The sequence below is a fragment of the Amycolatopsis sp. NPDC104587 genome, assembly GCF_055583645.1.
This window is the reverse complement of the sequence record NZ_JBVJNO010000005.1, coordinates 418732-442863: the sequence shown is the minus strand read 5'-3', so window position 1 is coordinate 442863 and position 24132 is coordinate 418732. Positions and strand designations below refer to the sequence as shown.

19 protein-coding genes are annotated in these 24132 nt (G+C 70.0%); 12 read left to right on the top strand and 7 right to left on the bottom strand.

The features are described from left to right. Entirely contained in the window at positions 1 to 1257 is a 1257-nt protein-coding gene (locus ACZ61C_RS17545) for an MFS transporter (protein ID WP_465307815.1), read from the bottom strand. Between the two features lie 63 nt (positions 1258 to 1320). Between ACZ61C_RS17545 and ACZ61C_RS17540 the strand changes: the two genes are divergently transcribed. The 3 genes from ACZ61C_RS17540 to ACZ61C_RS17530 all read left to right on the top strand — a co-directional run bounded on the left by ACZ61C_RS17540 (position 1321) and on the right by ACZ61C_RS17530 (position 4399). Next, positions 1321 to 1824 carry an ArsR/SmtB family transcription factor gene (locus tag ACZ61C_RS17540; protein WP_465307813.1) on the top strand — a complete coding sequence of 168 codons (504 nt, stop codon included), beginning with the start codon at positions 1321 to 1323 and terminating at the stop codon, positions 1822 to 1824. Between the two features lie 42 nt (positions 1825 to 1866). Beyond that, positions 1867 to 3318, top strand: a complete 1452-nt coding sequence (gene hflX, locus ACZ61C_RS17535) for a GTPase HflX (protein ID WP_465307811.1) — start codon at positions 1867 to 1869, stop codon at positions 3316 to 3318. A 64-nt stretch (positions 3319 to 3382) separates the two neighbouring features. Beyond that, positions 3383 to 4399, top strand: a complete 1017-nt coding sequence (locus ACZ61C_RS17530; protein ID WP_465307809.1) for an esterase-like activity of phytase family protein — start codon at positions 3383 to 3385, stop codon at positions 4397 to 4399. Positions 4400 to 4607: 208 nt separating this feature from the next. Here the strand turns inward: ACZ61C_RS17530 and lexA are convergent, their stop codons facing one another. Beyond that, the gene (gene lexA / locus ACZ61C_RS17525; RefSeq protein WP_395924527.1) at positions 4608 to 5267 is read right to left on the bottom strand and encodes a transcriptional repressor LexA; all 660 of its coding nucleotides are present in this window, start codon (positions 5265 to 5267) and stop codon (positions 4608 to 4610) included. Positions 5268 to 5626: 359 nt separating this feature from the next. Here lexA and ACZ61C_RS17520 point away from each other — a divergent pair, with 359 nt between their 5' ends. The 3 genes from ACZ61C_RS17520 to ACZ61C_RS17510 all read left to right on the top strand — a co-directional run bounded on the left by ACZ61C_RS17520 (position 5627) and on the right by ACZ61C_RS17510 (position 11031). Continuing rightward, positions 5627 to 6100 carry a LysM peptidoglycan-binding domain-containing protein gene (locus ACZ61C_RS17520; protein ID WP_465307807.1) on the top strand — a complete coding sequence of 158 codons (474 nt, stop codon included), beginning with the start codon at positions 5627 to 5629 and terminating at the stop codon, positions 6098 to 6100. Positions 6101 to 6398: 298 nt separating this feature from the next. Then, positions 6399 to 6893 carry a transcriptional regulator NrdR gene (gene nrdR, locus ACZ61C_RS17515; protein WP_465307805.1) on the top strand — a complete coding sequence of 165 codons (495 nt, stop codon included), beginning with the start codon at positions 6399 to 6401 and terminating at the stop codon, positions 6891 to 6893. 31 nt (positions 6894 to 6924) lie between these two features. Then, positions 6925 to 11031 carry a vitamin B12-dependent ribonucleotide reductase gene (locus ACZ61C_RS17510; protein ID WP_465307803.1) on the top strand — a complete coding sequence of 1369 codons (4107 nt, stop codon included), beginning with the start codon at positions 6925 to 6927 and terminating at the stop codon, positions 11029 to 11031. A 214-nt stretch (positions 11032 to 11245) separates the two neighbouring features. On the opposite strand, the gene ACZ61C_RS17505 is transcribed toward ACZ61C_RS17510, so the two are convergent. Beyond that, on the bottom strand, positions 11246 to 14875 hold the full coding sequence (locus tag ACZ61C_RS17505; RefSeq protein ID WP_465307801.1) for a hypothetical protein: 3630 nt from the start codon (positions 14873 to 14875) through the stop codon (positions 11246 to 11248). Positions 14876 to 15009: 134 nt separating this feature from the next. On the opposite strand from ACZ61C_RS17505, the gene ACZ61C_RS17500 reads away from it, so the two are divergent. After that, positions 15010 to 15753 carry a ferritin-like domain-containing protein gene (locus ACZ61C_RS17500; RefSeq protein ID WP_465307800.1) on the top strand — a complete coding sequence of 248 codons (744 nt, stop codon included), beginning with the start codon at positions 15010 to 15012 and terminating at the stop codon, positions 15751 to 15753. Here the strand turns inward: ACZ61C_RS17500 and ACZ61C_RS17495 are convergent. Both ACZ61C_RS17495 and ACZ61C_RS17490 read right to left on the bottom strand, forming a co-directional pair. Beyond that, positions 15750 to 16937, bottom strand: coding sequence for a Shedu anti-phage system protein SduA domain-containing protein (locus tag ACZ61C_RS17495; RefSeq protein ID WP_465307798.1), 1188 nt, complete (start codon positions 16935 to 16937; stop codon positions 15750 to 15752). The genes ACZ61C_RS17500 and ACZ61C_RS17495 overlap by 4 nt on opposite strands. 24 nt (positions 16938 to 16961) lie before the next feature. Continuing rightward, complete coding sequence (locus tag ACZ61C_RS17490; protein ID WP_465307796.1) at positions 16962 to 17507, bottom strand: TetR/AcrR family transcriptional regulator; 546 nt, start codon at positions 17505 to 17507, stop codon at positions 16962 to 16964. 78 nt (positions 17508 to 17585) lie between these two features. Between ACZ61C_RS17490 and ACZ61C_RS17485 the strand changes: the two genes are divergently transcribed. After that, positions 17586 to 17900, top strand: a complete 315-nt coding sequence (locus ACZ61C_RS17485) for a DMT family transporter (protein WP_465307794.1) — start codon at positions 17586 to 17588, stop codon at positions 17898 to 17900. On the opposite strand, the gene ACZ61C_RS17480 is transcribed toward ACZ61C_RS17485, so the two are convergent. Continuing rightward, positions 17890 to 19902 (bottom strand): prolyl oligopeptidase family serine peptidase, encoded by a 2013-nt coding sequence (locus tag ACZ61C_RS17480; protein ID WP_465307792.1) that lies wholly within the window; start codon positions 19900 to 19902, stop codon positions 17890 to 17892. The two genes, ACZ61C_RS17485 and ACZ61C_RS17480, sit on opposite strands and share 11 nt — an antisense overlap. Before the next feature lie 157 nt (positions 19903 to 20059). On the opposite strand from ACZ61C_RS17480, the gene ACZ61C_RS17475 reads away from it, so the two are divergent. Further along, positions 20060 to 21016, top strand: coding sequence for a neutral zinc metallopeptidase (locus ACZ61C_RS17475; protein ID WP_465308268.1), 957 nt, complete (start codon positions 20060 to 20062; stop codon positions 21014 to 21016). Here ACZ61C_RS17475 and ACZ61C_RS17470 read toward each other — a convergent pair. After that, positions 21000 to 21581: a TIGR03086 family metal-binding protein gene (locus ACZ61C_RS17470; RefSeq protein WP_465307790.1), complete on the bottom strand. Its 582-nt coding sequence runs from the start codon at positions 21579 to 21581 to the stop codon at positions 21000 to 21002. The genes ACZ61C_RS17475 and ACZ61C_RS17470 overlap by 17 nt on opposite strands. Before the next feature lie 77 nt (positions 21582 to 21658). On the opposite strand from ACZ61C_RS17470, the gene pdxR reads away from it, so the two are divergent. The 3 genes from pdxR to ACZ61C_RS17455 all read left to right on the top strand — a co-directional run bounded on the left by pdxR (position 21659) and on the right by ACZ61C_RS17455 (position 24048). Continuing rightward, positions 21659 to 23071 (top strand): MocR-like pyridoxine biosynthesis transcription factor PdxR, encoded by a 1413-nt coding sequence (pdxR, locus tag ACZ61C_RS17465; RefSeq protein WP_465307788.1) that lies wholly within the window; start codon positions 21659 to 21661, stop codon positions 23069 to 23071. Next, entirely contained in the window at positions 23068 to 23514 is a 447-nt protein-coding gene (locus ACZ61C_RS17460; protein ID WP_465307786.1) for a hypothetical protein, read from the top strand. The genes pdxR and ACZ61C_RS17460 overlap by 4 nt, the downstream gene beginning before the upstream one ends. Before the next feature lie 102 nt (positions 23515 to 23616). Continuing rightward, on the top strand, positions 23617 to 24048 hold the full coding sequence (locus ACZ61C_RS17455; RefSeq protein WP_465307784.1) for a CBS domain-containing protein: 432 nt from the start codon (positions 23617 to 23619) through the stop codon (positions 24046 to 24048). Positions 24049 to 24132: the final 84 nt, after the last annotated feature.

Below are 24132 nucleotides of genomic sequence, written 5' to 3'. Positions count from 1 at the left end.
CTAGGCGGCGGGAGAACCGCTTTTCGCCGCGGTCGGCAGATCGCGCATGCGCCGCAGCGGTGAGCACAGCACCCACAGCACCGCGGCGGCCTCACCGGCGACGGCGACCCAGACCGCGCCGCGCAGGCCGAGCCCTTCGCCGAGCCCGCCGCCCAGCAGGCCGCCGAGCGGGATCGTGCCCCAGACGACGAAGCGCACGCTCGCGTTCATCCGGCCGAGCAGCCGGTCCGGGCAGATCGCCTGCCGGTAGGAGACCTGCGCGATGTTGTAGACGATGATCCCGAAGCCGCTGACGACCAGGCCGACCCCGGCGAGCACGACCGCCAGGCCCGGCGCGGCCAGCGGCACCAGCAGGCTCGCCGGCATGGTGACCAGCGGGAGCAGCCAGATCGCGCGCGCCTGGCCGATCCGCCGGGTCAGCACGCCGGAGCACACCGCGCCGAGGATCCCGCCCGCGCCGCCGGCCGCCAGCAGCACGCCGACCGCGGCCGGCGGCAGGCCGACCGTCCGCGTCAGGAACAGCACCTGCACCGCGTTCAACGCCGCGTTGAACAGGTTGGCCGTCGCCGTGCACGCCACGATCGCGCGCAACGGCTTGTCCGAGAAGACGAACCGCAGCCCTTCGGCGATCTGCGGCAGCAGCCGGGCGTGGGCCTCGGGCTCCGGACGGGGTTCGGCCGCGCGGATGCGGAGCAGGCACAGCGCCGACGTCAGGTAGCCGAGGCCGGTGATGAGCACGGTGCTGGCCGCGCTGACCAGCTGGACCAGCACACCGGCGGCGCCCGGCCCGGCGACCTGCGCCACCGAGTGGACGGCCTGCAGCTTCGCGTTGCCCTCCAGCAGGCGCTCCCGGCCGACGAGCGAGGGCAGGTACGACTGGTAGGCGATGTCGAAGAACAGCGTCGCGACGCCGACGAGCAAGACGACCACCAGCAGCTGGGCGAGGGTCAGCACCCCGGCCCACCAGGCGAGCGGCACGCTGAGCAGCAGCGCGAAGCGGGTGAAGTCGGCGGTGAGCATCACCCGGCGGCGGCGCATCCGGTCGACCCACACCCCGGCGGGCAGCCCGATCAGCAGGAACGCGAGCGTTTCGGCCGCGGTCAGCAAGCCCATCTCGAACGGCGTCGCGGCCAGCGTCACCGCGGCGAGCAGCGGGATGGCGGTGTTGCCGACGAACGTGCCGAACTGGCTGGCCGTGTCGCCGGCCCAAAGCCGCCTGAAGTCGGCGTGGAAGAAGAGCGATGACCCCCTGGACATGTGCCCGAGTGTGCCGCGAGTGATTGGAAAGTGTCAATCACTGTGCGCTCTAGGCTGGGGCGCGTGTCCGCTGAGAAACGACGTGTCGCGACCGAAGCCGAGGCTGCCGCGCTGGCCTCCGGAATACGGCTGCGCATCATCCGGTTGACGTTCTCGCAGGCGTTGACGAACAAGGAGCTCGCCGAACGCCTGGGCCGGGACCCCGCGACGACCCTGCACCACGTGCGCAAGCTCGTCGACACCGGCTTCCTCACCGCCCAGCCGCCGCGGCGCGGCACCCGGGGGGCGCGGGAAATTCCGTATCTTTCGACCGGGCTTTCCTGGACACTCGACTCATGCGGTGACAAGGACGTGGAACAGGCGGTGCTCGAGGCCTATCTGGCCGAGATCGCCGAAACCGGATTCGAGGGCGTGCACCAGTCGCGCCTGGTCGTCCAGGTGGCCCCTGAGGAGCGAGCGGAGCTGGAAACCCGGCTCGACGCCCTGCTCGAGGAGTTCCGCGCGCGCCCACGCCGTCCCGGCGCCGAGCGCACCGCGATCTACCTCGCCACCTACCCCAGCACGTAAAAGTTCGGTTCCCGCGGCGAATCGTGGGAACATGGAGGCACGATGACAGAACTGACACACACCGAAGACCACCGTGACGACTCGGACGACCTGTACGACCCGTCGACAGGCGAGATGGAGCTCGAGGACCGCGCGTCCCTGCGGCGCGTCGCGGGACTGTCCACGGAGCTCGACGACGTCACCGAGGTCGAGTACCGGCAACTGCGGCTCGAACGCGTCGTGCTGGTCGGCGTGTGGACCGAGGGCACTGCCCTGCAGTCCGAGGCGTCGCTGGCCGAGCTGGCGCGCCTGGCCGAGACGGCGGGCTCGGAGGTCCTCGAAGGGCTCATCCAGCGGCGGACCAAGCCGGACCCGGCCACCTACATCGGCTCGGGCAAGGTGCGGGAGGTGCGCGAGATCGTCGGGTCCACCGGCGCCGACACCGTGATCTGCGACGGCGAGCTCTCGCCGGGCCAGCTGCGGCAGCTCGAGGAGAAGGTCAAGGTCAAGGTCATCGACCGGACCGCCCTGATCCTCGACATCTTCGCCCAGCACGCCCGGTCCAAGGAGGGCAAGGCGCAGGTCGAGCTGGCCCAGCTGCAGTACCTGATCCCGCGGCTGCGCGGGTGGGGCGCGTCGCTGTCCCGGCAGGCCGGTGGCCGCGCCGGGGGCGCGAACGGCGGCGTGGGCCTGCGCGGTCCCGGTGAGACCAAGCTCGAGACCGACCGGCGGCGGATCAACAAGCGCGTGGCGAAGCTGCGCCGGGAGATCGCCGCCATGGACACCATCCGCGAGACCAAGCGCGGGCGGCGGCTGGCCAACGAGGTGCCCAGCGTGGCGATCGTCGGCTACACCAACGCCGGCAAGTCGAGCCTGCTCAACGCGCTGACCGGGGCCGGGGTGCTGGTGGAGGACGCGCTGTTCGCCACCCTCGACCCGACCACGCGGCGCACGCAGACCGCGGACGGGCGCACCTACACGCTGACCGACACCGTCGGGTTCGTGCGGCACCTGCCGCACCAGCTGGTGGACGCGTTCCGCTCGACGCTCGAGGAGGCGGCGGACGCCGACCTGCTCGTGCACGTGGTGGACGGGTCCGACCCGGCGCCGGAGGAGCAGGTCAGCGCGGTGCGCGAGGTGCTCGGCGAGATCACGCGCAAGCGCAAGGAGCCGCTCCCGCCGGAGCTGCTGGTGATCAACAAGATCGACGCGTCCGACGAGGTCAGCCTCGCCCGGCTGCGGCACGCGCTGTCCGGTTCGGTGCAGGTCTCGGCCCGCACCGGCGCGGGCATCGCGGAGCTCGTCGAGGTGATCACCGACCGCCTGCCGCGGCCGGAGGTCACCATCGAGGTCCTCGTGCCCTACTCGCGCGGCGAGCTGGTCGCGCGGGCGCACGCGGACGGCGAGGTCCTCGAAGAGGAGCACGCCGAGGAGGGCACGCGCCTGCTGGTGCGGGTCCGCCCGGACCTCGCGGCGGCTTTGCGCGAGTTCGAGACCAACTCGACCAGGGCCTGACACGTCTACATTCCAGTGTGCGATCGGCGTGATCGCACACTGGAATGTTTTCGGAGGTGGCTGGGTGCGCTGGGTGGTCGCAGGTGCGGCGGTTTTCTTGGGCGTGCTCGGCGGGCCTGTTCCGGCTTCGGCGGCTCCGGCCGCTCCGGAGCCGCTGTGCACGATGAAGGACTCGCGCATCGGCGAGCTGTCCGGCCTGGTGTCCGACGGCTCGAAGTTCTACGCGATCAACGACGGCGGCACCAAGGTCCAGGTGTTCGTCCTCGGCCGGGACTGCAAGGTGCAGAAGGTCCTGACCGACAAGACGGACCCGTTCGACGTCGAGGACCTGGCCCGTACCGCGGACGGGCGGCTGTGGCTGTCCGACACCGGTGACAACAAAAAGGGCCGGCTCACGGTCGCGCTCCTGGAGATGGACCCGCAGGGCAAGGTCACGCTGCACCGGCTCACCTACCCGGACGGCCAGCACGACACCGAAGCGCTGATCATGGACAAGGCGGGCACGCCGTACCTGATCACCAAGGACATCCTCGGCGAGGCCAAGGTGTACCGGCCGTCGGGGCCGCTCGCGAGCCCGGGGCCGACCAACCTGGAGAAGGTCGGCACGGTGAAGATCAAGGAGACCGACACCCCGGGCGGCCCGGTGGGGTCGTTCGGCTCGGTCCTGGTGACCGGCGGCGCGTCTTCGGCCGACGGAACCGTGGTGGCGCTGCGGACCTACACCGACGCCTATGTGTACCCGGCCCCGGACGGCGATGTCCTCGCCGCGTTGCAGCGCACGCCGGTCCGGATCCCGTTGCCGGGGGAGAAGCAGGGCGAGGCGATCGCGTTCGACCCCGACGGCACGCTGGTGTCGGGCAGCGAAGGCGTGGGCCAGCCGCTCCGCACGGTGAAGGGCGCGGCGGCCTTGGCGGCCGCTTCGGCTTCGGCGTCAACGGACGGAAAACCCGCTTCGAGCGCGAGCGGCGCCGGCTCGTCCGGGAGTGACGGCGTGCCGTTCCTCCCGGCGGCGGGGATCGCGGTGGCGGTGGTGGGGCTCGGCTGGTTCGGGTTCAGCAGGCTGCGCCGGCGCCGGGGCTGAGCGGGATCGTCCTTCGCGCGGTGCGGGGCGCGGCGGCTCAGGCCGCGCAATCCTGCGCACTGCGCGAAGGAAACCTCGATCGGCGCGAGGCGGACGGGCCGGGCATCCCGTCCACTCCCCACACCGCGACCAGGTTCGGCTCCCCACGGCCGAAGATCATCCGATCCGGTGAACCTCCCGGGCCGTGCGATAGCCCGGAAGGCACTCCTCAAAGGCGTCGCAGGACCGCCACCACCTTGCCGAGCACCGTCGCGTCGTCGCCGGGGATCGGCTCGTACGCCTCGTTGTGCGGCATCAGCCAGATGTGGCCGTCCTTGCGCTTGAACGTCTTGACCGTCGCTTCGCCGTCGATCATCGCCGCGACGATCTCGCCGTTGTCCGCGTCCGGCTGCTGCCGGACCACGACCCAGTCGCCGTCGGTGATGGCCGCGTCGACCATCGAGTCGCCGGTGACCTTGAGCAGGAACAGCTCACCCTCGCCGACGATCTCTCGCGGCAGCGGGAAGACGTCCTCGATCGCCTGCTCGGCCAGCACCGGGCCACCGGCGGCGATCCGGCCGACCAGCGGCACGTACGCCGCCTTCGGCATGACCGGCTGCTGGTCCATCTCGATGCCCATGGGGTTGTCGTCGGTCGCCGACAGCACGCCGACCGCGCGCGGGCGGTTCGCGTCCCGGCGCAGGTACCCCTTGCGCTGCAACGCACGCAGCTGGTGCGACACCGACGACGTCGACGTCAGGCCGACCGCTTCGCCGATCTCCCGGACGCTCGGCGGGTAGCCGAACCGGCTCACCCAGGAGCGGATGACGTCGAGGACCTGCTGCTGGCGGACGGTGAGAGCGTCGTCCACGTCGTACACCTCGGGCATGGCGTGCACCTTGCCCGAGCCACCAGGGGACCCACTGGTCCTGCCGGCCTTGTTCTCCTTCGCCACTGCGTCGCCTCCCAGACGTTCGCTGCACGTATCTGCGCGCCGGCCGCCGCCCGCGGGTGCGGGCAGCCTCGCCGGCGGCATCTGCCCGGCAGATGCCCTGGTCACCGACGTTAGCCCCCGGGCACGACGATTTCAAACATCTGTTCGATCGACACGCCGTGTCCGCTCGATTTTGTCGGTGGTAGGTGGTAGACCTTCGCACGGGCGTTCGATAGAACGCTTGTTCGACCTTGATCCACGAGCCGCGACCGGTTCGGGATCCGGGCGGACACCAGGGTTTCGAGGAGGTTCGGATGTCCATTCTGGCCGAACGCGGTCCGGCTCGCCCGGCGGCCCCGGTTCCGGCGCAACCCCGCCCGGTGCGCGTCTTGCGCGGGCGGCGCGGCGAGGTGCAACGCCCGCCGACACGCGCCCGGGTCGTGGCGGGGCGCCGTCCGGCGGGTCAGCCGTGCGCGACACCGCGCCGGGTGCCGGTGCGCTGGCCGTGGCTCGCCGCGCTCGCCGTCGCGAGCTGCCTCGTGATCACCGGTTTGGGTCTTCTGAACAGCGGAGTTTCCGGCGCCCCGGTGCCGGAGTCGACCGCGACGGTGTCGGTCGGGCAGGGCGACACGCTCTCCTCGCTGGCCGCGCGATTCGCGCCAGCGAGCGAGCCTGGCGCGGTTGTCGCCCGGATCAAAGAGCTGAACCGCCTGGACCAGGCCGTTTTGGTCCCCGGGCTGCCGCTCACGGTCCCGGTCGCCGACCCGGCCGCCGTCCCCGCTCCCTGATCCACGCCGGGCGTCAACCGGTCTCACCCGGGCGGGGATCCGCCCGGCCGCGCCGCTTGCGCGCGCACCGCTCGAGTTCTACTCTTCGCCGCTATATGTAGTAGTTACACCGCTGTAGTTGGTCCACAGGTTGGGGTAGACTGGACAGCAGTTGTCCACAGCTGGTCGGCTCTCACCCACCGGATGTCCACAGTTCGATCACCAGGTGCAGGGGTGCCGGTGCTCGAGGCACGGCCACGCGTGGTGGCCGGCGGACGTCGACCGGGGCGGCCGGCGCGGAGGGGAAGGTGATCGGCGGATGAGGTGCCCGTTCTGCCGGCATGCGGACTCTCGGGTCGTCGACTCCCGAGAGGTGGATGAAGGCCAGGCGATCCGCAGGCGGCGCTCGTGCGCGTCGTGCGGCCGCCGGTTCACGACGTCGGAGACGATGGTGCTCGCCGTCGTCAAGCGTTCGGGCGTCACCGAACAGTTCAGCCGGGACAAGGTGGTGAGCGGCGTCCGCCGCGCCTGCCAGGGCAGGCCGGTCGACGACGACGCGCTGCAGCAGCTCGCGCAGCGCGTGGAGGAGTCGATCCGCTCCGCCGGGCTGGCGGAGATCCCGAGCCACGAGGTCGGCCTGGCCATCCTGGGCCCGCTGCGTGAGCTCGACGGGGTCGCCTACCTCCGGTTCGCCAGTGTCTACCGCTCTTTCTCCTCGGTCGAAGACTTCGAGAAGGAGATCGCGGACCTCCGTGAGGCCATGGCGGGTGCTGCTGCGCCCGAGGAGAGCGAGCAGCGCGACGACGGCGATTGACCGCGCCGCTGCGGGAGTGAGGGTTCGACCGATGACCGAAACCGTGGGAACCGGGGCCGGCGCGGCCGCCGGCAAGAAGAGCAAGGCGGCCGGCGGGCTGAGCGTGAAGCGCGTCTTCACCACCGAGGGGAAGCACCCGTACGACCAGGTGACCTGGGAACAGCGCGACGTCGTGATGACGAACTGGCGCGACGGCTCGGTCAACTTCGAGCAGCGCGGCGTGGAGTTCCCGTCGTCCTGGTCGGTGAACGCCACCAACATCGTCACCAGCAAGTACTTCCGCGGCGCCGTCGGCAGCCCGCAGCGCGAGCGCAGCCTCAAGCAGCTGATCGACCGGGTCGTGAAGACCTACGTCAAGGCCGCGGGCGACCACGGCTACTTCGCGACGCCGCAGGACCTCGAGATCTTCGAGCACGAGCTCACCTGGATGCTGCTGCACCAGGTGTTCAGCTTCAACTCCCCGGTCTGGTTCAACGTCGGCACGGCGTCGAAGCAGCAGGTCAGCGCGTGCTTCATCCTCGCCGTCGACGACACGATGGAGTCGATCCTCAACTGGTACCGCGAGGAGGGCCTGATCTTCAAGGGCGGCTCCGGCGCCGGCCTGAACCTCTCCCGCATCCGCTCCTCGAAGGAGCTCCTCACCTCCGGCGGCACCGCGTCCGGCCCGGTCTCGTTCATGCGCGGCGCCGACGCGTCCGCGGGCACCATCAAGTCCGGCGGCGCCACCCGGCGCGCGGCGAAGATGGTCGTGCTCGACGTCGACCACCCCGACATCGGGGAGTTCATCCGCACCAAGGCGCGCGAAGAGGAGAAGATCAAGGTCCTCCGCGACGCCGGGTTCGACATGGACCTGTCCGGTTCGGACATCTCCTCGGTGCAGTACCAGAACGCGAACAACTCGGTCCGCGTGACCGACGAGTTCATGCAGGCGGTCGAGAACGGCACCGACTTCGGCCTGCGCGCCCGGCTCACCGGCGAGGTGATCGACCGGACCGACGCGAAGACGCTGTTCCGCGACCTGGCCCAGGCGGCGTGGGAGTGCGCCGACCCCGGCATCCAGTACGACGGCACGATCAACGACTGGCACACCTGCCCGGAGTCGGGCCGGATCACCGCGTCCAACCCGTGCAGCGAGTACATGCACCTCGACAACTCGAGCTGCAATCTCGCGTCGTTGAACCTGCTCAAGTTCGCCACCCCCGAGGGCACGTTCGACGCGCCGCTGTTCGCGCGCGCCGTCGAGCTCGTGATCACGGCGATGGACATCTCGATCTGCTTCGCGGACTTCCCGACCGAGCCGATCGCCGACACCACGCGGAAGTTCCGCCAGCTCGGCATCGGTTACGCGAACCTCGGCGCGCTGCTGATGGCGCTGGGCCACGCGTACGACTCCGAGGGCGGCCGCGCGCTCGCGGCGGCGATCACGTCGCTGATGACCGGCGTCTCGTACCGGCGTTCGGCCGAGATGGCCCAGGCGGTCGGCGCGTACGAGGGTTACGCGCGCAACGCGGAGGCGCACCAGCGCGTCATGCGCAAGCACGCGGCGGCGAACGAGCTCGTCCGCACCTACCACTCGAACGACGCCGCGGCGCGCGCGCTCGCGACGGAGGAGTGGTCGAAGGGCATCGAGATCGGCACGAAGCACGGCTGGCGCAACGCGCAGGCGTCCGTCCTCGCGCCCACCGGATGCCTGACGGCGGATACCTTGGTCACCACCGATCGCGGCCTGGCTCGGCTGTCCGAACTCGGCGAGCTGTACGGCGATCGCTGGCAAGACGTCGAATTCACGGTCGCGACCGACGAAGGTCCGCGCCCCGCGACCAAGTTCTTCGTCAACGGCGAAGAGCCGACGCGCCGGATCGAAACCCAAGGCGGGTACCGGATTCAGGGCACCCTCGCCCACCGGGTCAAAGTGGTGGATCCGGATACCGGGACGTGGGACTGGAAACGGCTCGCCGACATCCGGCCCGGCGACGTGGTGCCGATGCAGCTGGGTGGCCTGGTCGGTGGCCCTCGCAGGGTGCCGTTGCCGGTGCTCGACCAGGCTTACTACGCCGGTGACCGCGACATCCGGGTGCCGGACGTGGTTGATGCCGATCTCGCGGAGCTCGTCGGCTACTTCGAAGGCGATGGCAGCCTGCACGCCAAGGGAATCCGGCTCTGCGTCGCCGACACCGATCTCGACGTCGGCGAACGCCTCCGGATCCTGAGCAAGGGACTGTTCGGGCTCGAACCCGTGGTCCGGCAGTGCGAGGGCTATCAAGAGATCACCCTGCAGTCGGTCCGGCTGGCCCGCTGGTGGCAGGCCGCCGGATTCGCGAAGGACCTGCCAGGGGCCGACCACACGGGCAAGGGCTGGACGCCGCGCGTCCCGGCGACCATCCGGGAGACCAACGATCCGGAGATCTACGCGGCCTTCCTGCGTGGGGTGTTCGAGGCGGACGGGACGGTACTCGAAGGAGTCCCGAGCGTTTCCACATCGTCGGAACTCTTCGCCGAAGACCTTCGGACGCTGCTGCTGGCGGTCGGCATGGCGACCACGACCCGGCGGACGATCAGTGGTTTCGGCCGCCCGATGCTGCAGGTCCGGCTGCGCAACGTCGACCACGCGATGATGTTCGACGAGGTCGTCGGCTTCATGGGCGAACGCAAGGCGCGACTGCTGGTCTGCCTCGAGCCGGCCGGATCGGCCAAGGGAGATCGCGTTCACCTGCCTCGCGAAGTGTGGGATGAGCTCGTGCCCTCCGGTCACGAATCTCGCGACGCTGTCGTGCAGTCTCTGCGGAAGGTCGGCGGTGTGGCCCGGATGGTGGCACGCCGGATCTACTCCGAGACCGGTGATCCGCGTCTCGGCCGGGTGCTCAGGTACCTGTTCGAGCCCGTCGAGGCCAACGCTGACGGTGGTGTTCAGCCGACTTACGACCTGTCGGTGCCGGACAACGTCACCTATGTCGCCAACGGGTTCGTCAGCCACAACACCATCGGCTTCATGATGGACTGCGACACCACCGGGATCGAGCCGGACTTCTCCTTGGTGAAGTTCAAGAAGCTCGTCGGCGGCGGCTCGATGCAGATCGTCAACCAGACGGTGCCGCGCGCGCTGGAGTCGCTGGGCTACCCCACCGAGCAGGTCGAGGCAATCGTCGAGTTCGTGGCGCAGAACGGCCACGTCGTCGACGCGCCGGGGCTGCGCCCGGAGCACTACGAGGTGTTCGACTGCGCGGTCGGCGAGCGCTCGATCGCGCCGATCGGGCACGTCCGGATGATGGCCGCGGTGCAGCCGTTCCTCTCCGGCGCGATCTCGAAGACGGTCAACATGCCGGAGTCGGCGACGGTCGAAGAGGTCGAGGACATCTACTTCCAGGGCTGGAAGCTCGGCCTGAAGGCTTTGGCGATCTACCGCGACAACTGCAAGGTCGGCCAGCCGCTGTCCACGGCCAAGAAGGACAAGGTCGCCGCTGTCGCAGAGCCGGAAAAGGTCGTCGAGTACCGGCCGGTGCGCAAGCGCCTGCCGAAGAAGCGCCCGAGCCAGACGGTGTCGTTCACCGTCGGCGGCGCGGAGGGCTACCTGACGGCGGGCTCGTACCCGGACGACGGCCTCGGCGAGATCTTCGTCAAGCTGGGCAAGCAGGGGTCGACCCTGGCCGGCGTGATGGACGCGTTCTCGATGTCGATCTCGGTGGGCCTGCAGCACGGCATCCCGCTCGAGTTCTACGTCTCGAAGTTCTCGAACCTGCGCTTCGAGCCGGCGGGCATGACCGACGACCCGGACATCCGCATCGCGACGAGCGTGATGGACTACCTGTTCCGCCGCCTGGCCCTGGATTATCTGCCGCACGAAAAGCGCTCGCAGCTGGGCATCCTGTCGGCGGACGAGCGCTCGGCAGAGGTCGAGGCCGGCTACGGCGGCGGTGTCGACGTCGAGATGCTGAGCTCCACAGTGGACTCGTCCCCGGAACCGCACACGGCGGAAACCGAGCACCCCCACCGCGAAGCCCAGACGACAACGGAGCTGATGGAGCTCCGCCTCGGCAAGGCGGCGGACGCCCCGCTGTGCATGACGTGCGGAACGAAGATGCGCCCGGCAGGCTCGTGCTACGCCTGCGAAGGCTGCGGCGCGACGTCGGGTTGTAGCTGACGGTTCAGGCGGAGCAGGCCGGGTCTCGTCACCCGGCCTGCTCCGCCGTGCTCGGTGGGTCAAGAATCGGTCGGCCACGCGCCTGAGGTCCCGTGGCCGGTGGGCAACGTGAGCCGGGTGCCGACGAGGTCCGATGTAGACAAATCGTCGCCGAGTTCGGTTGAGCTGCGTTCTCGACGGCATAGCGGCCTGCGCGCGGCGTTGGGCGGCACGACTACTCGTCGTGGTCGTCCTCGGCCTCGGTGTCCCAGTGCTTGGCCTGCCGGCGCAAGGATTCGGCATGGTCGCGGAGTGCTCCGGCTGTGAGCGGCCACCCGGCCTCGACTTTGTCGGCCCAGACGAGATAGGTCTCCGCGGAGGTTCGCTCCTGATCGCCGCCGTCGTACAACCCACGCGTCGTGAAGCCGATGTTGTTGCCGATTCCCCTCACGAATCCTTCTCGGAGGTCGCCACTGTCATCCAGTTCGAGAACGTCCCGGACGGCCTCGGTGGGCCAGGCGTCGTCATCCCCTGACGGGCCCGTCGCCAGCAGCGTGCCGATGGCCTGGTCGCCGGTGTGGAGCATGTCGATCGCACCGAGGAGTTCACGTGCTTGACGCACCCACGCGAGCAGCCGGGATCGGTCCACGACGTCGCCGGTCTGCCCGGGTAGGCACCTCAGGCGCTCCCCGGTCCACCAGAAGCGCAAGGCCTTGGGATTGATCTTCTCCGTCGGGAGGTAGCGAAACCGGTGTAGTTCGACGAAAGCAGCCGGGTCGGCGGCGATCAGTTCCAGTAGTGCCCGCGGTGCACGCTCGTGGAACAGTCCGGCGAACGCTATTTCCCAGTGCGCCACGGCGTGCAGGCTATGGCCGATGACGTGCAGGTAGTCCAGAAGGCGGCCAACCGCGTACGCGGTGTGGGAAGAGACTTGGCTGGAGGTGTTCAGCAGGCGGTCGAAGGCTGCCTCGACCAGCTCGGCGGTCGGGCGCCAGGTTTGGTCGTTGCCGTGCAGTGCCACTGACAAGGCGTCGATGACGTCCACGGCGCGGCCTTGTCCGAGGATCTCGGCGAGGTAAGCCTCCGGCTGCCCGGCAGGAAAGGGAAAAGCCGGCGTCAAGGACCAGAAACGATCGCGGACGTCCGGCTCCTCGTGAGCCACCAGGCCGACGGCCCAGTCACTCGGCAGAGCGAGCAGGAACGCCGTCCGACGGGCCGGATCGTCGGGAAGAGAGCTGAACAGGTCGGTTGCCCAGCTTTCGCCCGCGGTCTTGGCCCAGTACCAGATCCAGCCCTCCGCCAGCGGTTCGGTGAGCCTCGCGATCATTTCGTCCCGGACGGTGTCGCCGGCCACCTGGGCGAGCGCCCATCCCACGGTCTGGCCCCGGTCACTCGCGTCCGCCAGCCGGGCCAAGCCGCTGGTCCCGTGTTTGCCCAGTTCTTCTGTCACCACTGCGATGCGAAGCCTTTCGACCGCGGCGTCATGGGCTTCGATGTCGGTCAGCTCAACATCGGGGATGTCCGGGTGCCAGGTGAACAGCCATGCGTGCCGGGTCGGGTCGTCGGTCGGTTCGATTGTGGTGAGGAAGGACGACAGACGGTTGATGGTTTCGATCGGAAGGAACTGTGGCAAGGAAGATCGTTTCCGCTCGAAGTTCACGAGTTTGCGGCCTTGGTCCCACAGCGCGCGCACGGCTTCCGGCTCCGCTTGGCTGAAGTCGGTGGCTTCGAGGGTCGTGAGCAGCGACTCCTGGTGGGAGGCCGAGAGGCCGGTCAGCCGGGGGAGCCAGGTGGCCCACCGGTCCGGGACGGTGCCCAGGTCGGTCAGCACGGCGTCGAAGACGGAATCCCAGTAGATCTTGAGCGAATCTGACGGTGTGGTGGCGGGGCCGAGCCAGTCCTGCCGGACCCGGGGGCGAGCCAGGGGCAGCAGGAAGGGATCCCGGTCGGTGAGGTCGCTCAGCAACCGCCACCCGACCTCGGGGTACTTGGTGCGAACCTGGCCGATGACCGCGGTCCGGCGCTCGAGCGGTAGCGGGCTTTCCGGTGCAGGTGCGATCACCGTGAGCAGAGAGTGGTCTGGCCGGTTGCTCAGCCGGCCACTGGGATCGATGCCGGCGAGTCGCGCCAGCAGCAGCGTGGCTTCCGTACCGTGCTGCGGTGCCCAAACAACCGTTTCGAGTGCCCAGAGCAGCCATGTGTGCGCGGAGTGCCGGTTGAGCGTCCTGCCTTCCACATCTTCGAACATGACCCGCAGCAGTGGGTCCTGTCCTCGAAGCCCGGCACTCACGGCGTCCAGGAACACGCGTGGAGCAGCCTCGGCGAGCAGCGGGAGAACGTCACGGAGCGAACGCCAGGCCAGTCCGGTCCGGTCGGCGTTGGCCTGCCGCAGCAACTGGTGGACGATCGTCGCGGCGATGTCACCGGCGGTGCTGCCGGCGATCCCGGCGGATCCGGAATCTCCGAGCCGGGCCAAGCCGTGCGCGATTCCTTGCCGCAGGTCGTCCGACCAGGTCCGGACCGCGCCCTTGACCTTTGCGGTCGGCACCTCCGAGTCAGGCAAGGAGAGCACGGGGTCGCTCTCACTCAGGACGTCGATCGCCGCGGCGCTGAACTGGCGGATGTCCGTGTCGCTGACCTGGGTCAGCAACTGGGACCAAGCGTCCGAGGGATCGGCGAGCTGCCAGCGTGAACCGCTGCGGTGGAGGAAAGGGTCCCGGGAACCCTTGGTGGCCGTGGCGAAGCGCTCGACCCGCGCGTACGTCTCGCCGGTGATCCCGGCGATGACCTCGTGGTCGGCCTTGGTGGTCGTAGACCACCTGCTGACGAGTGACAGCGGTGCGGCGATGGCCGAATCCGGCGGCCGGCCCCACGGCGGACGAGGTGCGTTCGGGCTCAGCCGCCGGATCAAGGCCTGCGTGCTGCGCCGGGCGAGGCCGGCGAGCTCGTCGGCCTGGTGCAGTGGCACACCCATCGCCAAGAACGCGTCGCGTGCCTTGTCCCTCGGGATGCGCGGCAGGACCAGCACTCCGGAGCGCTGCTCGAACCCGTCGCGGGCGATGACGACGTGGCGGCTGGTCTGGCCCTCGGCCACGGGGACGTCGTCGCTCACCACGACCACGGGAAGGGACGGCGGAATCTTGGCCGCGTGCTCCCAGCCCGCCGCCGAAGTCACCCTGACCGCGCGGTGGTGCGGGTCGTGCCTGCCCAGGACAGCGGCGGCGAACACCGCGACCTCGTCGGAGGTCTGACCGCGGATGATCAAGTTCCCCGGCGGCCCGGACAGCCAGGACCGCACCTGCGCCGCCTGCTCGTCGCGGCCGAGCAGGTCGAGCTCCGCAGGTAGCCGGGAGCCGGTCAGCTCGGTGCGCTCCCGAGACCACGTGGCCAGGTCCTTGATCCCTTCCCGGACACCGATGCCGAGGTCGGGTGCGGCGTCGATCAGCCGATCGACCAGACCGGGGAAGGCGTGCGCGTCGCGGTAGGTGAGCCGCACGTACTGGCAGTTGGCCAGCCCAGCGAGGTCCGGGGGAAGGTCATCGGCCGCGGGCATGGGAGTAGTGAGCCCGAGGACCGGGATGACCGGCTTGCCGGCTGCGAGCGCGCGAGCGATCTCCTGCCTGACTACGTCGTCGGGCTGGAACAGCCGAGGACCGAACTCGGGCAGCCAACCGTCTCCGATCACGGCGATCATCGCGGGGCAGTTGTCGACCGCGTCCCACATGATCGGCTCGTAGTCGTGGCCGAGGTCGATCGACCGGCTCGATCGGAAGATCTTGTCCTTGCCGAAGACGGCGCTCAGTTCGGCATCCAGCCAAGCAGCCTTGTCGGCACCGTCGCCGCGGCGGAAGTTGATGAACACCATGCAGTTGATCGTGTCCGGTCCTGGTGCGCGGCTCAAGGTGTTTCCCGTTGCCTACTCGAGCGGAACAAGACACTTCACCGGATCTCCACGGAAGCGGCGCGGTTCCGCCACACCGATCCGGCATCATCAAGGCGATGACGGACGAACGCTGGCTCCGAGACTTCGAAACCGAGGCCGAACGCAGGCGGCGGCGCGAAGATCCGCCGTGGTCGCGCGGAGCCCGGTTGCACCCCGACGTCGCGCGGAGCATCCAGCGGTTCCAGCTCGGTGAGGCCGGCGACGGTGCCAACCTCATCGCGAAAGCCGGTGGGGGCAGCTATCTCGCCGCCGTCAAGCTCTTCGTCGCTGAGGAGCAGAACCATGCCCGGATGCTCGACGAACTGCTGCGCGCCGCCGGGGTGCCGACCATTGCGAGCCACTGGTCGGACACCGTCTTCGTGTGGTTGCGGCGGGCCCTCGGGCTGCGGCTGGAGCTGATGGTTCTCCTCATCGCCGAGGTCGTCGCGCTGCGGTACTACCGCGCGCTGCGGGACGGGACCGGCGATCCGCTCGTCACGCAGGTCGCCGCCCGGATCCTCGCCGACGAGGAGCGGCACGTGCCCTTTCACTGCCACCGGCTCGAAATCGGCTTCCGCGGGCTCGGGAAACCGCTGCGCGCCGCGGTTTTCGCGGGCTGGCGGGTGCTGCTGCTCGGCGTTGTGATCACGGTCGCGGTTGATCACGGGCCCGCACTGCGCCGGCTCGCCGTCGGACGGCTGGTGTTCGTCGCCGACGTGCTCACCGCCTTCGAGGTCGCGCTCGCACAGATCCGCGGTGAAGCGCCGAAGCCGAAACCGCGGCACGTCCCGAGGCGGACGAGGCCGCGGGGACTCGTCTAGCTCTCTTCGTCGTCGATGGTGAGTGAGCGCTCGGCGTTGTCCAAGAGCTCCTTGTAGGTGATCACGGTGATCCGGGCGTGCTCGGCGTTGTAGGTCCGGAGTGTCGTCGCGATCTCCTGTTCACTGAACTCCTGCTGGAACATCGGGTGGCCGATCACGACGGTGCCGGTCGCCCGCCGGGTGTCGATGCCGTGCCTGCGGCGTATCTCGTTGCGGTCTTCGTCGAAGGCGGTCAGGTAGTTGGCGACCTGGCTGGTTGCTTCGTGCACGTGCCGGTGGACGATCAGGCCGAACCTGCGGTAGCTCCGGACCAGCGGCACGTTCGCTCGTTTGAGCTCGACCACATGGAGCGAGCCGTCCGGGCGCAGGAGGGGAAGGTCGACCTCGGTTCCGGTCGTGAAGCGGCGTCGATCGGCTTCACCGATGTAGCTTCCTCCGAACAGCCAGTAGGAGCCTCGGAGTGCTTCTTGGAGGTGTCCTTCGGCGCTGTTCGGGTTCTCGACGACGTCACGGATCAGGGCGAGCCGTTCCCGGCGAAGCTGCAGATGTGCCGCCTCGACCATGTTCGTCAGCGCGGTGTCCGACAGGTCCAAGACACCGTCTTCGGGGCCGTGGCCGAGTTCGAAGTGCGTCCTCCGGGCGAGGACCTCGGCCAGCCAGACTTGTGACTCGGTGTGGAGGCGAAGGACGCGGTAGTGGCCGCGCTCGCGGTCTTCGACCACCCTGGTCGACAACTCGCCGAGCTTTTCGAGGTGATTCACCAATTCGGTGGCGGTCGCAGCGGGGTTCTCGGTGAGGTACTCCCTGGCGCGGTGTGCGCCCAGCGCGTGTGCGTTCGAGGTCATGAGCTCGACAGCATTGAGGTTGCTCACTCGTGCGTCGTAGAGCTGGTAGCGGCGGGTCACGTCGTCGGTGAGAACCCGTCCGGTTGCGTGCCCGAGCAGGTCGTCCAGGCGTTCGGCCGTCGCCGTGTCGCCGGCCGACAGCGCCTCGCGATGGGCGAACTCGGCCAGCTCCAGCATCTTCCTGCCGCCTCGGTTGCGGGACCTGTTCAGATGTTCGCGAAGATCGCTGACCGCCGCTTTGACGTTCGCATCGGTCACATGTTCCTCGATGCAGTCGAGGATCAGTCCGGTGACCTGGTCCGAGCGGATGGTCTTGCGCGATCCGTCGGTATGGGGCATCGGTTCCTCCCGGTGTTTGTCTTCTCAAGAGAGCGACCGAAGCGCCAGCTCCCGCAAAGCCGCGGTGATGCGGTCGGGGGAGACGCCACGCGCGGTCTGGTGCAGGAACAGCTCCGGCGCCAGCGGAGCCAGCAGGACGTCCGCCAGCACATCGGGGTCCGGAGTGCCCGCCGCCAGAGCGCGGACATGGGCGCGCCAGAAGCCGTATGCGCCCGTCGTGAAGCGGGAATGACCCACCTCGGCGCCCAAAACCAGCGGCGCATGACGGGTCAGCAGCTCCACCATCGCTTCGTAAAACGCCGCCAAGCGCGACGCCGGGGGAGCGCCCGGGCCCAGCGGGGGATCCCCGCGCAAGAGGGACTCCTGCAACCGGCGCTCGTGCTCGTCCAGCAGTGCCACCGCGATCGACGCGCGGTCCGGGTAACGGCGGTACAGCGTGCCGCGGCCGACGCCCGCCGCCTGCGCTATGTCCTCCATTGTCACCTCGGCCGCTCCGCGGACTTTGAACAGCTCTTCGGCCGCCGTGAGGATCTTGGCGCGGTTGCGGGCCGCGTCGGCGCGTTCGGGCATTCGCCCAGCCTAGGAATAACCGGACACGGCGTCCAGTTGAGCGAAGTGGACGCCGTGTCCGCCTAGGAGGAGGACCTGATGGGATGGTTCACGCTGGTCGCCGCCGGCCTGGTCGAGATCGCCTGGTCGCAGAGCATCAAGCCGACCGAAAGCTTCACCAAGCCGTGGCCGACGCTGCTGTGCTTCGTCCTCGGCGCCGCCGCCGTCTACCTGCTTTCGCGGGCGATGGACACCGTCCCGGTGGGCACCGCCTACGCGGTGTTCACCGGGATCGGCGCCGTCGGCGCGATCGTGCTCGGCGTGGTTGTGAACAAAGACCCGCTGAGCCTCGGCCGGGTCGCCGCGCTCGCCCTGATCGTCGGCGGTGTGCTGCTCGCGCGCGTCACTTCGTGAGCTGCTCCCACAGGAACTCGAACACCAGCGCCCACTTGAACGCCAGCTGCTCGTTGTCGGCGGCGGCGCCGTGGCCGCCTTCGATGTTCTCGTGGTACCGGACGTCGTGGCCCTGCTCGCGCATCCGCGCCACCATCTTGCGCGCGTGGGCGGGGTGCACCCGGTCGTCGCGCGTCGAGGTCACGAACAGCGACGGCGGGTACGAGCGTCCACTGTGGACGTTCTGGTACGGCGAGTACTTCGAGATGAACTCCCACTCCGCGGCCTCATCGGGGTCGCCGTACTCGGCCATCCACGACGCGCCGGCCAGCAGCAGGTGGTAACGCCGCATGTCCAGCAGCGGCACCTGGCTGACGATCGCGCCGAACCGCTCCGGGTAGCGCGTCAGCATCACACCCATCAGCAGGCCGCCGTTGCTGCCGCCCTGGATGCCGAGCTTCTCCGGCGTCGTGACGCCCCGCGAAGCCAGGTCGGCGGCCACCGCGCCGAAGTCCTCGTACACGCGGTGACGCTCGGCCTTGATCGCCTGCGTGTGCCAGCTCGGGCCGTACTCGCCACCGCCGCGGATGTTCGCGACGACGTACGTGCCGCCGCGGGCGAGCCAGCCGCGCCCGATCATGCCGCTGTAGGACGGCGTCAGCGACACCTCGAAGCCGCCGTAGCCGGTCAGCAGCGTCGGGCCGCCTTCGGCGCCGGACGGCCGGACGACGAAGTACGGGATCTTCGTGCCGTCCTCCGACGTCGCGAAGTACTGCGCGACGTCCATCCCCGAAGCGTCGAAGAACGCCGGAGCCTGCTTCAGCACTTCGACCGCTTCGCCGACGTGGCCGTAGCTCAGCGTCGACGGCTGGAGGAAGCCGCTGGAGTTGAGCAGGTACTCGTCGCTGACGTCGGGATCGGTGTCGAAGATGTCCGCGCTGCCGAACTCGGGACCGCCGGACAGCGGCTCCTCGGCCCAGCCGTCCGGACCGGGCGTGAGGGTCCGCAGCTCGGTGCGGACGTCGCGCAGCGTGCCGAGCAGCAGGTGGTGGCGCGTCCAGGCCCAGTAGTCGAGCGAGGTGTGCTCGTCGGGTGTGAAGAGCGTCGTGAACGCGCGCTCGCCGGCCATGAAGTCGTCGAAGCGGATGCCGATCAGCGAACCCGCCGGGTGCTCGGCGCCGCCGACCGTCCACGCCGTCCGTGGCCGGACCAGCAGCCACTCGCGGTGCACGGACGCGCTCGCGTCGTCGGGGACGTCGATCTTGACCAGCGCGTCCGGCGTCCGCAGGTACAGCTCGGAGCGGTAGAAGTCGACGGCGCGGCTGACGAAGTCACGCTCGAAGCCTTCGGTCGGGTCGTGGGACGCGCCGATCGAGACGTCGTCGGGCTTGCCCTCGTAGACCGTGACGGCCTCTTCCAAGGGCGTGCCGCGCCGCCACTCCTTCGACAGCCGCGGGTAGCCCGAGCTGGTCAGTGTGCCGGGGCCGAAGTCGGTGCCGACGTAGACGCGGTCTTCGTCGATCCAGCCGATCCGCGTCTTCGCCTCGGGCACGGTGAAGCCGCCCTCGACGAACTCGTGCGCGTCGAGGTCGAACTCGCGCACGACCGTCGCGTCCGCGCCGCCGCGGGACAGCTCGACCAGGCCGCGCCGGTAGTCCGGCCGCAACACGGTCGCGCCCTGCCAGACCCAGTTCTCGCCCTCGGCCTCGGCCAGCGCGTCGACGTCGAGCAGCAGCTCCCACTCGGGCTCCGCCTGCCGGTAGGACTCCAGCGTCGTGCGCCGCCACAGGCCGCGCGGGTGGGCCGCGTCCTGCCAGAAGTTGTAGAGGAGCTCCCCGCGGCGGCGGACGTACGGGATCCGGTCGTCGGCGTCGAGCACCTCGCGCAGCTCGTCACGCAGCTCGGCGAACCGCGCGCCGCGGGTCAGCTCCGCCAGCGTCTCGTCGTTGCGGGCGCGCACCCAGCCGAGCGCGTCGTCGCCGGTCACGTCTTCCAGCCACAGGTACGGATCCTCGACACTCATGACCACAGTTTCGTACGCCCGCCCACCTGGTGGCCACCGGGCGGCGTTTTCGTTTCGTGATCCTGCCCTCCCTGGTCGTCCGTATGCTGGTCACAGCGAGCAGGGGGAGAACGTGAACAACGCCGACGGCCCGGCCGGGCCGCCACCACCGCCGCCGATGGCGGCCCGGTCACCGGAACCCGCCTGGACGCCGGATCCCAGCCCGTGGGCGCCCAACTGGGCCGCCGCGCCTCCCGTTCCGATCGCCCCGCCGCGCAGCCGGCTCTGGGGCGCCGTGGTCGGGGTCATGATCGTGGTGCTGGCCATCTCGCTGATCGCGGCCACCATCCCGCGCCGCGTGGACGGCCGCGCGTTCGCCGCCCAGGGCGCCGACATCGGCCGGGCGTACGGCGGCACCGGCTCGACGTCGAACGCCAAGCCCGTCCCGGAGCTGGCCCGCAACCCGCTGCTCGCCGCGGGCATCACGCCGGGACCGGCGACGTGCACGCTGCCCGACCTCGGCCGCGCCCCCGAGCAGCTCAAGGCCTACTACCAAGCGCTGGCCGACTGCCTCGAACAGTCGTGGCGCCCCGCGTTGCAGAAGGCGAACGAGCCGACGCTGACCGCGACGGTTTCGGTGACGCTGCCCGAGCACAGCGCGTGCGGCGAGGCGCCGACGGAGAACGAAGCCGTCGCCTACTACTGCGGTGGCGACACCACGATCTACGCCCCGACCGACTGGATGCTCTCGGACGCGGGCCTGAACAAGGCCCGGCACATCGCGACGATCGCCCACGAATACGGCCACCACGTGCAGCGCGAGAGCGGGATCCTGTCCGCGGCGGCGGACAAGATGACGTCACCGAACGAAGACAGCGCGGTCGACAAAGAGGTCGTCCGCCGCATCGAGCTGCAGGCGAACTGCTTCGGCGCGCTGTTCCTGGCCGCCGTCGCCGGCACGGGCTCCATCAGCCGCTCGCTGGCGAACGCCGCCGTCGCCGACTACGGCCGCGCCAACAACAGCGACACGCACGGCTCGCGCGAGCACCAGCTGTCCTGGGCCAAGGCGGGCTACGACGGCAAGGCGACCAAGGCGTGCGACACGTGGAGCGCGCCGGTCACCGAGGTCGGCTGACCGTCCACCCGGGATCGCGGCCGAGCAGGGCGAGGAACCGGTCCAGCTCGCTCGCGTCCGCGGGCACGTCGACGCTGTGGGCGAACGAGTTGTTCTTTTCGCGGCCTTCGTCCGGAATCCGCTCGGCCAGTTGGAGAGCGGCGTGGACGGCGTCGGCGTCCGGCTCGTAGGACAGGCCGAGCGTGCGGGCCAGGTCCCAGCCGTGCGCGACGGTGTCGACGAGGTGCATGTGCGCGGCGATCGTGCCGGGGAACGTGCCGAAGTGGTTGATGGTGAGCTGCCGGTCCAGGACGGCGTCGTCGGTCATCGCGTCGAGGAAGTCGTCGACGGACGCCTGGTACGCGGCGACGGCGTCGGCGCCGAGGTCACCGGCGTCCCAGTCCGGGGCCGAGCCCTCGCGGGCCGCCGTCGCGAAGGCGTGGTTTTCGCTGACCTGGTGGCGGAGCAGGTCGGCGAGCGTCCAGCCGGCGCACGGGGTGGGCCGCGCGAGGTCGGCGGGCGTGGTGGTGGCGACGATCTTGCCGAGGACGAGCAGAGCGCGGCGGTCGAGTTCGCGGAGATCCATGGTTCGCACGCTAGGCGCGGGATCGGTCCACGAACAGTGCCAAATCCGCGCCACCTCAGGTGTGCCAATCTGGAGCGGTGGACGTGCACATCGACCTGGCCGGGACGCGCGGGCACCGCGACGCGATCTACCGGCAGCTCCGCGCGGCGATCCTCGACGGCCGGATCCGCCCCGGCGAGGCGTTGCCGCCGACACGCGAGCTCGCCCAGCGGCTGGCGGTCTCCCGGACGACGGTCAGCGCGGCCTACGACCGCCTCACCGCCGAGGGGTTCCTGGCCGGGCGCGTCGGCGCGGGCACGTTCGTCACCGCGTCGCCGGCGACGCGGCCCGAGCCGTCACACGTCTCCGGCGTGCGGCCGCTGCCGGAGTGGGACGCGGTGCCGTCGCCGCCCGCGCCGTTCGCCCCGGCGCCCGCGTTCGACTTCCGGCCCGGCGTCCCCGACCTCACGCGGTTCCCGTTCGACATCTGGCGCCGTCTCGTGACACAGCGGCTGCGCGCCGGCCAGGCCGACCTGATGACCTACGGCGACCCGCAGGGGCACGCGTCCCTGCGGGAAGAGATCGCCCGGCACGTCGGGGTGTCGCGCGACGTGCGCGCGAACGCGGCACAGGTCGTCGTCACCGCCGGGGCTCAGCAGACGACCGACCTGGTCGCGCGGGTGCTGCTGCGCCACGGCGATGTGGCCGCCGTCGAGGACCCCGGTTACCCGCCGCCGCGGCTGGTGCTCAGCGCGCGCGGCATCCGGGTCGCGCCGGTGCCGGTGGACGCGTCCGGGATCGTCGTCAGTGCCATCCCGGCGGGGACGCGGCTGGTGTACGTGACGCCGTCGCACCAGTACCCGCTGGGCCTGTCGATGTCGCTGGAGCGGCGGCTGGAGCTGCTGGACTGGGCCGAGCGGAACGACGCGGTGCTCGTCGAGGACGACTACGACACCGAGTTCCGCTACACCGGCCGGCCGCTGGAACCGTTGCACAGCTTGGATTCCCGGGGCCGGGTGGTGTACGTCGGCTCGTTCTCGAAGGTGCTCTCGCCGGCGCTGCGGCTCGGCTTCCTCGTCGCGCCGCCGTCGCTCGTGTCGGCGTTGGTGAAGGCCCGGTACCTGACCGACTGGCACGCGCCGAACGTCGAACAGGCGGCGCTGGCGGCGTTCATGGCCGAAGGCGGGTTCGCGCGGCACGTCCGGCGGATGCGGAAGGTCTACCGCGAGCGGCACGAACTGCTGTCGGAACTGCTCGCTGCGTCGTTCTCGGACTTCCTGACGCCGCTGCCGTCGACCGCGGGCCTGCACCTGAGCGCCGCTTCGCCGTCGGATCTCTCCGGCTTGGTCCGCCGCGCCCGGCACGACGGCGTCCGGCTGTATTCACTCGGCGACTTCAGCGTGGGCGAGCGGCGGCACGGGCTCGTGTTCGGTTACGGTGCGGTCGCGGCCGAGCGGATCGGGCCGGGACTGGCCCGGCTGCGGGCGCTGGCGGACGAGGGAGCGGCATGACCGACGAGGTGATGGTGGCGATCGACGCCGGTCTGCGGCAGCACATCGGCGGCGACCGGGAGGGTGCGTACGCGACCTTCACGGCGTTGTGGGCGTCAATCGGACGGGACGGCGACCCGCTGCACCGCGTCGCGCTCGCGCACCACATGGCCGACGTCTGCGACGACCCGGCGGAGGAGCTCGAGTGGGACCTCCGCGCGCTGGCGGCGGCGGACTCGCTGACCGACTCGCGGGCGCAGGAATATCATTCGTCACTGGCCGTGCGCGGGTTCTACCCGTCCCTGCACCTGAACCTGGGCGAGGACTACCGCAAACTGGGTGATCTTCCGGCCGCCCGCGAGCAGCTCGACCTGGCTCGACGCCGTCTGGACGCCCTCTGCGACGACGACTACGCGGCCGGGATCCGCCTGGCACTGGACGGGTTGGCCGAACGGCTCGGCTGAATCGTTTTCAATACCACGAATTCGCCCCGTTTGCCGGACTTTCGCCCAGGTCCCGGTGCCCTTAACCTGTGGTGATCCAGCTCACCGACGGGAAGGATCGCCATGCGGATTGCGGATCTGCTGCGCAAGAAGGGGTCGGCGGTCGCAACGGTCACCCCGGAGACGACGGTGACCAGGCTGCTGGCCGGCTTGGCCGAAAACAACGTGGGCGCGATGGTGGTGGTCGCACCGGACGGTTCGATCGCCGGAATCGTCTCCGAACGCGACGTGGTCCGCCGCCTCAACGAGCACGGCCCCGGCCTGCTCGACGGACCGGTGTCGGAGATCATGACGAAGCTGGTCGCTAGCTGCGGCCCGGACGACTCGGTGGACCAGCTCTCGGTCCTGATGACGGAGCGGCGCATCCGCCACGTGCCGGTCCTGGTGGACGGTCGCCTCGCCGGGATCATCTCCATCGGGGACGTGGTGAAGAACCGGATGGAGGAGCTGGAGAAGAGCCAGGAACAGCTGGAGGCCTACATCTCGCAGGGCTGACCCCGGGTGGGGGGGGGGGGGGGGGGGGGGGGGGGGGGGGGGGGGGGGGGGGGGGGGGGGGGGGTGGTCCGTTGTTTTACCCTC